Genomic DNA, 13,084 nt, shown 5'->3' with positions numbered 1-13,084 from the left:
TAGTGGCCTGAGAGCAGTTGCCCAGCTTGTGTGAACAGAGTTATCCACAGATTGTGTGCGCAACTCAGGCCCGCTCGGCGAGCAGCAGGAGATTGCGCGGGGTGAGATGGGGCGGGCAGAACTGCCCGAGGCGCACGGCATAGCCCTGTTCCTGCAGGTACAGCGCGCGGTCGAGCACCAGCCAGAGTTCCAGTGGTCGACGGAACAGGCCGCGCAGCAATTCCAGGTTGCGCACCTCGGCCAGGCGTTGCCAGCCGGCCGCTTCCAGGCGTTGCCAGTCGCGCTCACCCACAATGGGCAGCTGTTTGAGTTCGGCAAGGTCGCGGCAGTAGTCGGCGAAGGGTTTCTTCAACCAGGCTGGTGGTAGCGAGGGCGTTGGTAGGTAGGTGTCGATGCCGCGTAGCTCGCGTTGCAGCAGGTCGAAGGCCAGGCGCCAGGCCATGGACTGGTCACGCTGTTGGCGCACGCGGTTGCCAGCGGTCACGGTTTCGCTCATCGGCAGGGCCAGTTCATCCAGCGAGAGGCACAGCGGCGAGCCCTGCGCGGCTGTGGATAATGGCCGGTAGTCGGCTGCTGCCACGCGGTTGTAGCAGCAGGGCGCAATGGCCAGCTGGCGACAGCCTGCGGCGCTGGCCAGCTGCATCAGGCGCACGTGCAGGTCGCCGCAGGCGTGCAGGGCGACGGGGCTGTGTTCGGCGTGCAGCTGGGCGGCGGCATCCTCGGCAAGTACGTCCTGCTCGATATGTTGAGCGGTTATCCCCAGGCGCTGGCTCAGTGCTGCACCGCTGGCTACCAGGGCCGGATCGTATTCCAGGCAGGTCAGCTCGTGGCCACCGTGGGCGAGCACACGGCCGAGGTGGCCCTTGCCGGCGCACCAGTCCAGCCAGTGCTGCGGTTGTTGGGTGAAGCCCAGGCTGCTGCCGAATGCACGTATCTGCTGCCATTTACGCCCGGGCACATCCACCGAGAAGCGGGCTGGCAAGTCGGCTGAGGCTTGCTGTGGTAGGTCTCCGATCTGGCTCAAGCGGTCAGCCTGCAAGGCTAGTTCGGGGAAGGGGGCTGGTGCGCTGTCCAGCGTTGTCGGCTGGTTGTGGCTGGCTTCGGCCTGCCCCAGAGTGCGGCTGCGCAGCCAGGTTGCCAGTTCGGGATATTGGTGTTCCCAGGGCAGCATCTGGTGGGTGAATGGCCGGGGTTTCCACAGCGCCTGATGGGCGAATAGAAAAGCGTCCAGCGCCTGGAAGCGCTGGAGCAGTTCGGCGCCACTGAGCGGCATGGGAGATTCGGCTGAGGTCATCATGGAAGGTGACGAGGCTTGCGCCCCGTCACTTCAGCGGCCCTGGCAGGCGTCGACGCGCAGCCAGCGCTCCAGGAGCTTGAAGGCGTTGATCAGCACGAAGGTGATCAACAGGTAGAACACCCCGGCGGCGAAGAAGCCCTCGACCGGCAGGTAGGTGCGCGCGTTCATGGTGCGCGCCATGCCGGTCAGCTCCAGCAGGGTCACGGTGCTGGCCAGGGCGCTGGCCTTGAGCATCAGGATCACTTCGTTGCTGTAGGCCGGCAGGCCAATGCGCGCCGCCCGTGGCAGCACGATGTGCAGCATCGCTTGCGCCCGCGACATGCCCAGCGCCCGTGCGGCTTCGATCTCACCCGGCGGTACGGCCTGGATGGCGCCACGCAGAATCTCGGCGATATAGGCGGTGGTATGCAGCGTCATGGTGATCACCGCGCACCAGTATGGGTCACGCAGGTACGGCCAAAGCGGGCCTTGGCGCACGGCGTCGAACTGCGCGAGGCCGTAGTAGACCAGGAACAGCTGCACCAGCAGCGGTGTGCCGCGGAAGAAAAAGATGTAGCCGTAGGGTACGGCGCGCACGTACCAGTGGCGCGAGGCACGGGCAATACCGGTGGGTATGGCCAGGATCAGGCCGGTAACCACCGCCACGGCGACCAGTTCGATGGTCAGCAGGGCGCCTTGGGCCAGACGTGGCAGCCAGGTGATGATGACGTCCCAGTTCATGCCGCACTCCGCTTGAAGCCACGGCTGGCACGCTTCTCGAGGAAGTGCAGGCCAATCATGGCGAGGACGGTCAGGCCCAGGTAGATGAACGCGGCGACCATATAGAAGGTGAAGGGCTCCTTGCTGGCGGTCACGGCGATCTGCGAGCGGCGCATCAGCTCGTTGAGGCCGATCACCGACACCAGGGCGGTGTCCTTCATCAGGATCATGAACAGGTTGCCCAGGCCGGGCAGGGCGATGCGCCACATCTGCGGCATCACCAGGCGCCAGAGAATGCGCCCTTTCGACAGGCCCAGTGCCAGGCCGGCTTCACGGTGACCCTTGGGGATGGCCAGGATGGCGCCGCGAAACACCTCGGTGGCATAGGCGCCAAAACACAGGCCCAGGGCGATGACTCCAGCGGCGAAGGGCGACAGCTCGAGGCTCTCGACGCCAAGTAACTCGGCGAGGCTGCGCATCAGGCCCACGGTGCCGAAATAGATCAGCAATACCCAGAGCAGTTCGGGCACGCCGCGCACCAGCGTCGAATAGGTACCGCCAAGCCATTGCAGCGGCTTGTACGGCGAAGTCTTGGCGAAGGCGCCGAGCAGGCCGAGCACCAGACCGACGCACAGCGCGCAGAGCGCCAGTTGCACGGTCATCAGGGTGCCGGCGGCCAGGGCCGGGCCGAATCCGGAAAGATCGAAATTCATGGAAACTCAAGCGCCCGCGCCGCCAGAGGCGACGCGGGCAGGCTGCTTAGTAGATGCTGAAGGGGAAGTACTTGTCGTTGATCTTCTTGTAGGTACCGTCGGCAACGATTTCCTCGAGGGCCTTGTTCAGGCGCTCACGCAGGGCATCGCCCTTGCGCACGGCGATGCCGATCTTGTCGTTGTCGAACACCGGGTCGCCCTTGAATTCGAAGTCCTTGCCGGCGTCGCTCTTGAGCCATTCCCAGTTCACGAAGGTGTCGGCCAGCACGCCGTCGACGCGGCCGGAGGCCAGGTCCAGGTAGGCGTTTTCCTGGGTGTCGTAGAGCTTCACGTCCACCACGCCATCCATGTTGTCTTCCAGCCAGGTACCGGCGATGGTCGCGCGCTGGGCACCGATGACCTTGCCCTTGAGGCTGGCCTTGTCGGTCTTGAAGTCGGCGCTTTTCGGCGCGATGAACTGCAGCTTGTTGGTGTAGTACGGGTTGGTGAAGTCCACCGCCTGCTGGCGCTCCTCGGTGATCGACATGGAGGCGATCAGGAAGTCGAATTTCTTGGCGTTCAGGGCCGGGATGATGCCGTCCCAGTCGGAGGTGACAACTTCGCACTCGGCCTTCATCTTGGCGCACAGGGCCTGGCCGATTTCCACGTCGAAGCCGCCGACCTGGCCGCTGGCGTCGATGAGGTTGAAGGGCGGGTAGGCGCCTTCGGTGCCGATCTTCAGTTTGTCAGCAGCGACGGCACTGGTGCCGAAAGCCAGGGTGGCGGCAGCTGCCAGCAGAATCTTTTTATAGCTATGCATGCGTGATTGCTCCGTGTTTAACGATTGCTGGACATGAATTGTTTGCAACGCGCAGAGGTCGGGTTGTCGAACACCTGATCCGGAGTGCCCTGTTCTTCCACCACGCCCTGATGCAGGAATACCACTTCACTGGAGACCTGGCGGGCGAAGCTCATTTCGTGGGTCACCAGCAGCATGGTGCGACCTTCGTCAGCGAGCGCGCGGATCACAGTAAGCACTTCTTGTACCATTTCCGGGTCGAGGGCCGAAGTCGGCTCGTCGAACAGGATAACCTTCGGCTGCATGGCCAGGGTGCGGGCGATCGCCGCACGCTGTTGCTGGCCGCCGGAAAGCTGATTGGGGTAGGCGTGGCGCTTGTCGGCGATACCGACCTTGGCGAGCAGTGCCTCGGCGATCTCGCGGGCTTCGGCCTTGCTCTTGCCGAGCACGCGGCGCGGCGCCTCGGTGATGTTGTCGAGCACGGTCATGTGCGGCCAGAGGTTGAAGTTCTGGAACACGAAACCTATTTCGCTGCGCAGGCGATTGATCTGGCGGTTGTCGGCCGCCACCAGCTCACCGTTCTTCTGCGCCTTGAGCTTGACCTCCTCCCCGGCCACGATAATCTGGCCCTGATGCGGGTTTTCCAGCAGGTTGACGCAGCGCAGGAAGGTCGACTTGCCCGAGCCGGACGAGCCGAGAATGGAAATCACGTCACCGTCGCGTGCCGTGAGGGAAATACCCTTGAGCACCTCGAGGTTGCCGTAGCGTTTGTGCAGGTTGCGGATTTCCAGCGCGGGCGTGGCCTCAGCCATCGAGCAGTCCTCTTAATTCTTATGCGGATGGAATCCGTGTGTGGCAGGGCTGTGGGCAGCAAACCTAGCATAGGCACCTGGGGGCGCCAAGGTCGCTGCTGGCCCGTTGCCGTTACGGCCGCAGGTGTGTCGCATCATCACAGCCCGGTGTCGCCCCGCCGCAAATGGCAGGCAATCGGGCTGCAGAGTGAAAAAAGACGCGCACCCTACTCATATCCGCGACGCAATTCCAGTGCCAGCAGGCCATTTGGCCGAGCCGGATCTGGCGTGTCAGCTGTCGAGCATGCTCTGCACCTTGTCGCGCAGGGCATCGAGGGAAAACGGTTTGCCGATGATCGAGGTGCGGCTGGCCGGCTCGCTCTTGTCGATCTCGATGCTTTCGGCGTAACCGCTGGCGTACAGCACCTTGAGGTCGGGACGCAGCTGGCGGGCGGCCACCGCCAGTTCCTGGCCGCTCATGCCGGGCAGACCGATGTCGGTCATCAGCAGGTCGATGTGCTCGTCGCTACGCAGGATCTGCAGCGCCTGCTGTGCTTCGCCCGCTTCGATCACGCAGTAGTCGAGCTCTTCGAGCACTTCCACGGTGAGCATGCGCACCACGTCGGAATCTTCCACCAGAAGGATGCGCTGGCCGGCGGTGGGCGTGCTGGGAGCTAGGTCTGACAAACGGCATTACCTCGATAAAGGATGGTGAAACGGCGGCCGGATCGGCGGGCGGTTGGCCTGCCGGCAGTTCGCGTTTCTTGGCCGCTTATGCGGCAGGTCGCCTAGCATGGCACGAAATTTGGCTGTGGGCTGCATCGCGAGTGGGCCGCTCGGCTGAAAAATACGTATTCAAAGGTTGCGGCGCATGGGCGACGCCCTGTCGACGTGCTCGCAAAAAAATAACTCGAACCTCGTTCTGTTGTGCGCGATCCAAGCGCGCGGGCAACTGAGTGCTGATCATTGGATTAACGCTTGGTGGCGCATTACCATCCGCCGTTCGCCAAATAACCATGCATTCATGTATTAGCCCAACACAGCCAGGGATCCGCAATGACCAACAGTTCTATCGACGAGAACAGCTTCAAGCGCATTCTCAGGCGCAATGTCGCCTTGCCGCTGGGCGTAGGCGTGGTCAGTGCGATCTTCTTCGTGACCCTGATCGGCTACCTGCTCAATGTGCTGGGTTGGGTGCAGCACACCGACCGTGTGCTCAACAACGCCAATGAAGGGCTGAAACTGTCCATCGATCAGGAGACCGGCTTCCGCGGCTATCTGCTGTCCGGCGACGTGCGCTTTCTGCAACCCTACGAGGTTGCCAAGCCGCGCGTTCGCGCCGAGATGGAAATTCTCAGCGAGCTGGTGGCCGATAACCCGCTGCAGGTCGACCGCCTGCGTAGCATCGCCGCGCTGCAGGACGAGTGGACCGCCTTCGCCCAGAGCGCCATTGCCGCCAAGCGCGACGGCGGCAACTTCCTCGACCCGGTACGGGACGGTCGTGGCAAGCAGCTGACCGACGCCATCCGCGCCGAATACGCGGAGTTCATCGCCCAGGAGCAGCGCCTGCGCAAGGAGCGCAACGATGCGGCCAGCAACACCGCCACCATCACCATCGGCCTGTTCCTGCTGTTCACGCTGCTGTTCAGCGGCGGGCTGGCGATCTTCGGCCGTCGTGAGCTGATGCGGCTGACGGACACCTACAGTGCCATCCTCAAGAAACAGGATGAACACAACGAGCGCCTGCAGGCCCAGGCCTGGCTGCGCAACGGCCAGACGCAGATGGCCGAGCGGCTGATCGGCCAGCAGGCGCTGCCAGTGCTGGGCCGCAATACGCTGGAGTTCCTGGCCAGCCACCTGGGTGTGGTGGTGGGGGCGCTTTACGTGCGCGAGGAGCACGGCAACCTGCGGCGCGTCGCGACCTATGGTTTCAGCCGCGAGCACGAGGCCGCCGAGCAGTCGTTCTACAGCGCCGAGGGGCTGGTCGGTCAGGTCGCCCATGACCGGCGCATGCTGGTCCTCGATAAGTTGCCAGCCGACTACCTCAAGGTCTGCTCGGGGCTGGGCAATGGCGAGCCGCTGGTGGTGGCGCTGCTGCCCATCTATAACGACGGCGACGTCAATGGCGTGATCGAACTCGGTTTTCTGCGCCGCTTGGGCCAGCGCGATGGCGAGTTTCTCGAGCAGGTCGCGCCGAGCATCGGAGCCTCGGTGGAAGCGGCCCGCTACCGTCACCGCCTGCAGGAAATTCTCGCCGAGACCCAGCAGCTCAACGAAGAGCTGCAGGTCCAGCAGGAAGAACTGAAGACCGCCAACGAGGAACTCGAAGAGCAGTCGCGGGCGCTCAAGGAGTCCCAGGCACACCTGGAAACCCAACAGGCGGAGCTGGAGCAGAGCAACGAGCAGCTGTCGATGCAGCGCGATGCCCTCGACGATCGCAACCACGCCCTGCGCGAGGCCCAGCAGCAGCTCGAGGAGCGCGCCGAAGAACTGCAGCGCGCCAGCCGCTACAAGTCCGAGTTCCTGGCCAACATGTCCCACGAACTGCGCACCCCGCTCAACAGCTCGCTGATCCTCGCCAAGCTCTTGGCCGACAACCCCAAGGGCAACCTGGATGCCGAGCAGGTCAAGTTCGCCGACTCGATCTATTCCGCTGGCAACGACCTGCTCAACCTGATCAATGACATCCTCGACATCTCCAAGGTCGAGGCCGGCAAGCTCGACCTGCGCCCGGAAAACGCCAACGTGGTGCGCCTGGCCCAGAGCCTGGAAAGCACCTTCCAGCCGTTGGCCACGGAGAAGCAGCTGGGCTTCAGCGTCGACGTCGCCGACGATCTGCCACGTTCGCTGTACACCGATCGCCTGCGCGTCGAGCAGATTCTCAAGAACCTGCTGTCCAACGCCATCAAGTTCACCGAGCAGGGGCAGGTCAGCCTGACCGTCCGCCAGGTCGACGGTGGCGTGGCATTCGCCGTGCGCGACAGCGGCATCGGCATCGCCAAGGAACAGCAGGACTACATCTTCGAGGCCTTCCGCCAGGCCGATGGCACTACCAACCGCCGCTTTGGCGGCACCGGGTTGGGCCTGTCGATTTCCCGCGACCTGGCGGCGCTGCTCGGTGGGTCGATCAGCGTGTCCAGCGCGCCGGGCGAGGGCAGCGTGTTTACCCTGGTGCTGCCGCTGACCTATTCGCCGACGGAGGAGGAACTGGTGCTGCCAGTCGCGGAGCCGGCTGCGCCGGCGCGCAGCCCGGTGCCTGCCATTGCCCCGCAGGCGGCAGCGGACGAGGCCGTGCGTATCGTGCCGACCTTCGCCGATGACCGCGGCATGTCGGTACTCGGTGGGCGCAGCGTGCTGGTGATCGAGGACGAACCGCAGTTCGCCCACATCCTCTATGACCTGGCCCACGAGCTGGACTACCGCTGCCTGGTCGCCCACAGCGCCCAGGATGGCCTGGACCTGGCCACCAGTCATCACCCCGACGCCATCCTGCTGGACATGCGCCTGCCGGACGTTTCCGGGCTGTCGGTGCTGCAGCGCCTCAAGGAAAACCCCGGCACCCGGCACATTCCGGTGCACGTGATCTCCGTCGAGGACATGGCCGAGGCGGCGCTGCACATGGGCGCCGTGGGCTATGCCCAGAAGCCGGCCACCCGCGACCAGCTCAAGGGCGTGTTCAGCAAGCTGGAGGCGCGCCTGACCCAGAAGATGCGTCGCGTGCTGGTGGTCGAGGACGACAAGCTGCAGCGCGACAGCATCGCCCGGCTGATCGGCGACGACGATATCGAGATCGTTGCCGTCGAGTTCGGCGAACAGGCCCTGGAGCAACTGCGCCACCACATCTTCGACTGCATGATCATCGACCTGAAGCTGCCGGACATGCAGGGCGACGAGTTGCTGGCGCGCATGGGCAGCGAGGAGATCCGCTGCTTCCCGCCGGTAATCGTCTATACCGGCCGCAACCTGACCCGCGCCGAGGAAGCCGAGCTGCTCAAGTACTCGCGCTCGATCATCATCAAGGGCGCGCGCTCGCCCGAGCGCCTGCTCGACGAGGTGACGCTGTTCCTGCACATGGTCGAGTCGGAGCTTTCCAGCGAGCGGCAGAACATGCTCAAGACCGCGCGCAGCCGTGATCGCGTGTTCGAGGGGCGGCGCCTGCTGCTGGTCGACGACGACGTGCGCAACATCTTCGCCCTCACCAGTGCCCTGGAGCACAAGGGCGCCCAGGTCGAGGTCGCTCGCAACGGTCGTGAAGCCATCGAAAAGCTCGAGGCGGTGAGCGACATCGACCTGGTGCTGATGGACGTGATGATGCCGGAAATGGATGGCTACGAAGCTACCCGGCGCATCCGCGAGAACCCGCGCTGGCGCAAGCTGCCGATCATCGCGGTGACCGCCAAGGCAATGAAGGACGATCAGGACCTGTGCATGAAGGCCGGTGCCAACGATTACCTGGCCAAGCCCATCGACCTGGATCGGCTGTTCTCGCTGATCCGCGTGTGGCTGCCGAAGCTGGAGCGCATCTGACATGTCCGACCGTACGCAGGATATCGAGCTGCGGCTGCTGATCGAGGCGATCTACCTGCAGTACAGCTACGACTTTCGCGACTATTCCGGTTCTTCACTCAAGCGCCGGATCGTGCACGCCATGGGCCAGTTCGACTGCGCGAGCATCTCCGAGCTGCAGGCGCGGATCATCCATGATCCGTCGGCATTCATGCAGCTGCTGCAGTTTCTCACCATCCCGGTCAGCGAGATGTTCCGCGACCCGTCCTACTTCCTGGCGCTGCGTCAGGAGGTGGTGCCGTTCCTGCGCACCTACCCGTCGCTCAAGCTCTGGGTGGCTGGCTGCAGCACCGGTGAGGAGGTCTATTCGCTGGCCATCCTGCTCCACGAGGAGGGCCTGCTGGAACGCTCGATCATCTACGCCACCGACATCAACCCGCGTTCGCTGGACAAGGCCAAGCGCGGCATCTTTCCGATCGACAACATGCGCCTGTACAGCGAGAACTATCAGCGCGCCGGTGGCAAGGGCTCGCTTTCCGACTACTACACCGCCGCCTATGATGGCGCCCTGTTCGAGCGCTTCCTGTGTGCCAACGTGACCTTTGCCGATCACAGCCTGGCTACTGACAGCGTGTTCTCGGAAACCCAGTTCATCTCCTGTCGCAATGTGCTGATCTACTTCAACAAGACCCTGCAGGACCGCGCCTTCGGGTTGTTCCACGAGTCTCTCGGGCATCGCGCCTTTCTCGGCCTGGGCAGCAAGGAAAGCCTGGATTTCTCGGCGTACGCCGGGCGCTTCGAGGCCCTGAATCGCCAGGAACGAGTGTTTCGCAAGTTATGAACGCGCCTGCCCGCAAGCCCGAGGTGGTGGTGATCGGTGCCTCGGCAGGTGGCGTGGAAGCGTTGCTCGGCCTGTTCGAAGGGCTGCCGGCCAACTATGGTTTACCGCTGGTGGTGGTGCTGCACCTGCCCGATGGCAGGGAAAGCCTGTTGCCGGATCTGTTCGCCCGTCGCCTGGCGCTGCGGGTCAAGGAGGCGCAAGACAAGGAAGTGCTGCAGCCGGGCACGCTGTATTTCGCAGCGCCCGGTTATCACCTGTGCATCGAAGCCGATCGCAGCTTTTCCTACAGTCGCGAAGAACCTCTGCATTTTTCTCGGCCGTCGATCGACTACCTGTTCGAGTCAGCCGCCGATGCCTATGGTGCAAAGGCGTTGGGCATCTTGCTGACGGGCGCCAACCAGGACGGCGCCGCGGGGCTTTACACAATAAAACAGCGGGGTGGTGTGACCGTGGTGCAGGATCCGCAGGAGGCACAGGTTGCGACCATGCCCGAAGCGGCCTTGGCACTGCATCAGCCCGATTACCTTCTTCCTTTGCGGGGCATTCTCGCATTGCTAGCCGAACTGGACTCACGCCCATGTTGAGTAGCACCGGATGCAAACTACTGATCGTCGACGACCTGCCGGAAAACCTGCTGGCGCTGGAGGCATTGATCCGCCGCGATGATCGCGAAGTGTTCAAGGCGCAATGTGCCGACGATGCACTGGTGCTGCTGCTCGAGCACGAGTTCGCCCTGGCCATTCTCGACGTGCAGATGCCGGGCATGAACGGCTTCGAACTGGCCGAGCTGATGCGCGGCACGGAAAAGACCAAGCACATCCCCATCGTCTTCGTCAGCGCCGCCGGGCGCGAGATGAACTACGCCTTCAAGGGCTACGAGAGCGGTGCGGTGGACTTCCTCTACAAGCCGCTGGATATCCAGGCGGTGCAGAGCAAAGTGGCGGTGTTCGTCGACCTCTATCGCCAGCGCAAGGTCATGGCCCAGCAGCTCGAGGCACTCGAGCGTGCACGCCAGGAGCAGGATGCCCTGCTGGCCGAGCTGCGTTCGACCCAGGGCGAGCTGCAGCATGCGGTGCGCATGCGCGACGACTTCATGTCCATCGTCTCCCACGAACTGCGCACACCGCTCAACGGCCTGATCCTCGACACCCAGCTGCGCAAGATGCACCTGGCCAAGGGCAACCTCACCGCGTTCAGCGAGGACAAGCTCGGTGCCATGTTCGATCGCGACGAGCGGCAGATCCACAGCCTGATACGCCTGATCGAGGACATGCTCGACGTATCACGCATCCGCACTGGCAAGCTGTCGATCCGCCCGGTGGAGTTCGACCTGGCGCAGACCGTGCGCAACGTTGCCGAGAACTTCGCCCAACAGATGGCCGTGGCCGGCTGCGACCTGCAGCTCGATAGCGATGAAGTGCTGCACGGCAGCTGGGATCAGTTCCGCATCGAACAGGTGATCAGCAACCTGCTCAGCAACGCCCTGCGTTATGGCGCCGGGCGGCCCATCGAAGTACGTGCCCGTGCCGACGAGGGCGGTGTGCGTGTCGAGGTGCGTGATCACGGCATCGGTATTTCCCTGGAAAACCAGCGGCGCATCTTCCAGCAGTTCGAGCGCGCGGTCAGCAGCGAGTCCGTGGCAGGGCTGGGATTGGGGCTGTTCATCTCCGACCAGATCGTCAAGGCCCATGGCGGGCGCATCGAAGTGCAGAGCAGTTTGGGGCAAGGCTCGCTGTTCAGCGTCTGGCTGCCACGCGGCAAGCGCGTGGAGATAGGTTGAACTCGCTGCGCCGCAAGGGTCGAAGCGAAGGAGCCGAAATCGCCAGGAGCAGGGCAATGAGTGATGTGACACGAACCGTACTGGTCGTCGAAGACGACCCGCTGCTGCTCATGCTGCTGGCCGAGTACCTGCAGAGTGAAGGCTACAGCGTGCTGCAGGCCGACTGCGCCACCGACGCCTTCGCCATCCTCGCCACCAAGCCGCACCTGGACCTGTTGATCAGCGACTTCCGCCTGCCCGGCGGCGTATCCGGCGTGCGCATCGCCGAACCGGCCCTGCTACTGCGCCCGGATCTGAAGGTGATCTTCATCAGCGGCCACCCCGCCGAAGTGCGCGAGACCGGCAGCGCACTGCTCGACTCTGCACCGCTGCTGAGCAAGCCCTTCACGCTGGAAACCCTGAGCACGCAGATCGCCCATCTGCTTGATTGAGGAGGGAGGCGGCCGCTTCCTGAGGTGGGTCCATGAACTCGCGGGCATGGCCCGCTCCCACAGCCTCTAACTCTGGCCTGAATCAGCTATCTACAGCCGTCATCTGCGGAAGCGCGGCATGCGCGCGAACGATGGTGGAGCGCCATCGCAGGTATGGCCGGTACGTAGGGTGGGTGAAGGCGCTACCCGATCTGACGTCCGGTGCGCATCTTCCCTCGCCGAAACCCACCAAGCGCCCCAACAAACACCCTTACCTTTGGCGACCCTCAGCTATTCCTGCGTTCAACCCAATCGACAAGGCCGTAAGCTGAAGCACCTGTCGGCGCCGCACACCTCCTGTGGGAGCGGGCCACGCCCGCGAATTCGCTAATTCAACGCTTTTCCGGCGCAGGCTTGCCCGGCTCCTCGATAGGTCGCTGCGGGCTGAACGGGCTATCCGGGTCGTCGACGATGGAGCCCGGATCCTCGTTACCCGGATCGTTGATTGGCGTCTCGTGGGGCTCGGCCGGCGGCTGCTTCGGGTCGTTGGCGGCATTCAGGGCGATATTGAGGTGCATGGCTGGCTCCGGTTGCATAAGGCCCGCTGCTATCTGCGCGGGCAATGCCATGTGGAGCGCGCAGCTAGGGTGCGCGTTCAGCGTATCCGCCAGGCGGGCGCGGCTCGCTTATCTGCGCCGATAGCTCTTGGTGCCGCTGCGGGTCACGCAGTACTGGCCGCCTCGCGGCCCGGTGCAGAGTGTTCCGCCGCCACAGGGGCAGTCGCTGGCAACATTGCCGGTGGCTCGCAGCGCTGTGCTGCCTGCGCCCGGTCGTTCGGCACTGCAGTCGCGCTTGCTGCCGCTGATCGAGCCGTCATTGCAGAGAAACAGCGGGCCCTCGCAGCGCGCGATGCCGCCCTTGCTGCCCGAGCATGGCGTGTTGGCGGCATCGCCCAGCATGGGCAGCGTAAGCAGGAGCACCAACAATCCGATCAGGCGAATGCTCATGCGCACGGCTCCAGCCTTGAAGCGCCAGGGGAGGGGATAAATTGCAGGCAATAAAAAACCGGCTCAAGGCCGGTTCTCTATATTTCTCATGTGATGCCTGCACCACCTGAGAAGAAAGGTGGTGCCCAGGGACGGAATCGAACCGCCGACACGGGGATTTTCAATCCCCTGCTCTACCGACTGAGCTACCTGGGCAACGGCGCGTATTAAACGGTTTTCGCCTTGGGGTGTCAAACCTTTTTTGGAAAATATTTAAATATTC

Annotated in this window: 13 protein-coding genes and 1 tRNA gene; 5 read left to right on the top strand and 9 right to left on the bottom strand. The window is 63.7% G+C overall.

The features are described 5' to 3' along the window. Nucleotides 1-64: 64 nt before the first annotated feature. The 6 genes from BM154_RS07025 to BM154_RS07000 all read right to left on the bottom strand — a co-directional run bounded on the left by BM154_RS07025 (nt 65) and on the right by BM154_RS07000 (nt 4,965). Nucleotides 65-1,294: a methyltransferase gene (locus tag BM154_RS07025; RefSeq protein ID WP_074882425.1), complete on the bottom strand. Its 1,230-nt coding sequence runs from the start codon at nt 1,292-1,294 to the stop codon at nt 65-67. A 33-nt stretch (nt 1,295-1,327) separates the two neighbouring features. Beyond that, entirely contained in the window at nt 1,328-2,017 is a 690-nt protein-coding gene (locus tag BM154_RS07020; RefSeq protein WP_074881625.1) for an ABC transporter permease, read from the bottom strand. Next, a complete protein-coding gene (locus BM154_RS07015; protein WP_074881624.1) occupies nt 2,014-2,709 on the bottom strand; it encodes an ABC transporter permease in 696 nt (231 codons plus the stop codon). Before BM154_RS07015 ends, BM154_RS07020 begins: the two co-directional genes overlap by 4 nt. 46 nt (nt 2,710-2,755) lie before the next feature. Further along, nucleotides 2,756-3,508, bottom strand: coding sequence for an ABC transporter substrate-binding protein (locus BM154_RS07010; RefSeq protein ID WP_074881623.1), 753 nt, complete (start codon nt 3,506-3,508; stop codon nt 2,756-2,758). Between the two features lie 17 nt (nt 3,509-3,525). Continuing rightward, nucleotides 3,526-4,299 carry an ABC transporter ATP-binding protein gene (locus BM154_RS07005; RefSeq protein ID WP_074881622.1) on the bottom strand — a complete coding sequence of 258 codons (774 nt, stop codon included), beginning with the start codon at nt 4,297-4,299 and terminating at the stop codon, nt 3,526-3,528. Between the two features lie 270 nt (nt 4,300-4,569). Further along, nucleotides 4,570-4,965: a response regulator gene (locus tag BM154_RS07000; protein ID WP_074881621.1), complete on the bottom strand. Its 396-nt coding sequence runs from the start codon at nt 4,963-4,965 to the stop codon at nt 4,570-4,572. 369 nt (nt 4,966-5,334) lie between these two features. Here BM154_RS07000 and BM154_RS06995 point away from each other — a divergent pair, with 369 nt between their 5' ends. Genes BM154_RS06995 through BM154_RS06975 form a run of 5 tightly spaced genes read left to right on the top strand, consistent with a single transcriptional unit; the run spans nt 5,335 to nt 11,836 of the window. Then, complete coding sequence (locus BM154_RS06995) at nt 5,335-8,805, top strand: response regulator (RefSeq protein ID WP_074881618.1); 3,471 nt, start codon at nt 5,335-5,337, stop codon at nt 8,803-8,805. Between the two features lies 1 nt (nt 8,806). Next, the gene (locus BM154_RS06990) at nt 8,807-9,625 is read left to right on the top strand and encodes a CheR family methyltransferase (protein WP_074881616.1); all 819 of its coding nucleotides are present in this window, start codon (nt 8,807-8,809) and stop codon (nt 9,623-9,625) included. After that, nucleotides 9,622-10,209: a chemotaxis protein CheB gene (locus tag BM154_RS06985; RefSeq protein ID WP_074881615.1), complete on the top strand. Its 588-nt coding sequence runs from the start codon at nt 9,622-9,624 to the stop codon at nt 10,207-10,209. Before BM154_RS06990 ends, BM154_RS06985 begins: the two co-directional genes overlap by 4 nt. Then, nucleotides 10,203-11,405, top strand: a complete 1,203-nt coding sequence (locus BM154_RS06980) for a hybrid sensor histidine kinase/response regulator (protein WP_074881614.1) — start codon at nt 10,203-10,205, stop codon at nt 11,403-11,405. The genes BM154_RS06985 and BM154_RS06980 overlap by 7 nt, the downstream gene beginning before the upstream one ends. Nucleotides 11,406-11,461: 56 nt before the next feature. After that, the gene (locus BM154_RS06975) at nt 11,462-11,836 is read left to right on the top strand and encodes a response regulator (RefSeq protein WP_074881613.1); all 375 of its coding nucleotides are present in this window, start codon (nt 11,462-11,464) and stop codon (nt 11,834-11,836) included. A gap of 371 nt (nt 11,837-12,207) precedes the next feature. Here the strand turns inward: BM154_RS06975 and BM154_RS06970 are convergent, their stop codons facing one another. From BM154_RS06970 to BM154_RS06960, 3 genes are all read right to left on the bottom strand, one after another. Beyond that, nucleotides 12,208-12,393 (bottom strand): hypothetical protein, encoded by a 186-nt coding sequence (locus BM154_RS06970; RefSeq protein WP_074881612.1) that lies wholly within the window; start codon nt 12,391-12,393, stop codon nt 12,208-12,210. A 108-nt stretch (nt 12,394-12,501) separates the two neighbouring features. Further along, entirely contained in the window at nt 12,502-12,822 is a 321-nt protein-coding gene (locus tag BM154_RS06965; RefSeq protein ID WP_074881611.1) for a YdcA family protein, read from the bottom strand. Between the two features lie 119 nt (nt 12,823-12,941). Further along, a tRNA-Phe gene (locus BM154_RS06960) sits at nt 12,942-13,017 on the bottom strand. Nucleotides 13,018-13,084 lie beyond the last annotated feature (67 nt).

It is taken from the genome of Phytopseudomonas argentinensis, assembly GCF_900113905.1.
Lineage (GTDB): Bacteria > Pseudomonadota > Gammaproteobacteria > Pseudomonadales > Pseudomonadaceae > Aquipseudomonas > Aquipseudomonas argentinensis.
This window is presented reverse-complemented; position numbering and strand designations above follow the sequence as displayed.

Bases quoted from the DNA above. Each gene is read 5' to 3' on its own strand.
- BM154_RS07015 (WP_074881624.1), bottom strand. From the start codon at position 2,709: ATGAATTTCGATCTTTCCGGATTCGGCCCGGCCCTGGCCGCCGGCACC.
- BM154_RS07010 (WP_074881623.1), bottom strand. From the start codon at position 3,508: ATGCATAGCTATAAAAAGATTCTGCTGGCAGCTGCCGCCACCCTGGCT.
- BM154_RS07005 (WP_074881622.1), bottom strand. From the start codon at position 4,299: ATGGCTGAGGCCACGCCCGCGCTGGAAATCCGCAACCTGCACAAACGC.
- BM154_RS07020 (WP_074881625.1), bottom strand. From the start codon at position 2,017: ATGAACTGGGACGTCATCATCACCTGGCTGCCACGTCTGGCCCAAGGC.
- BM154_RS06965 (WP_074881611.1), bottom strand. From the start codon at position 12,822: ATGAGCATTCGCCTGATCGGATTGTTGGTGCTCCTGCTTACGCTGCCC.
- BM154_RS06995 (WP_074881618.1), top strand. From the start codon at position 5,335: ATGACCAACAGTTCTATCGACGAGAACAGCTTCAAGCGCATTCTCAGG.
- BM154_RS07025 (WP_074882425.1), bottom strand. From the start codon at position 1,294: ATGACCTCAGCCGAATCTCCCATGCCGCTCAGTGGCGCCGAACTGCTC.
- BM154_RS06985 (WP_074881615.1), top strand. From the start codon at position 9,622: ATGAACGCGCCTGCCCGCAAGCCCGAGGTGGTGGTGATCGGTGCCTCG.
- BM154_RS06975 (WP_074881613.1), top strand. From the start codon at position 11,462: ATGAGTGATGTGACACGAACCGTACTGGTCGTCGAAGACGACCCGCTG.
- BM154_RS06980 (WP_074881614.1), top strand. From the start codon at position 10,203: ATGTTGAGTAGCACCGGATGCAAACTACTGATCGTCGACGACCTGCCG.
- BM154_RS06970 (WP_074881612.1), bottom strand. From the start codon at position 12,393: ATGCACCTCAATATCGCCCTGAATGCCGCCAACGACCCGAAGCAGCCG.
- BM154_RS06990 (WP_074881616.1), top strand. From the start codon at position 8,807: ATGTCCGACCGTACGCAGGATATCGAGCTGCGGCTGCTGATCGAGGCG.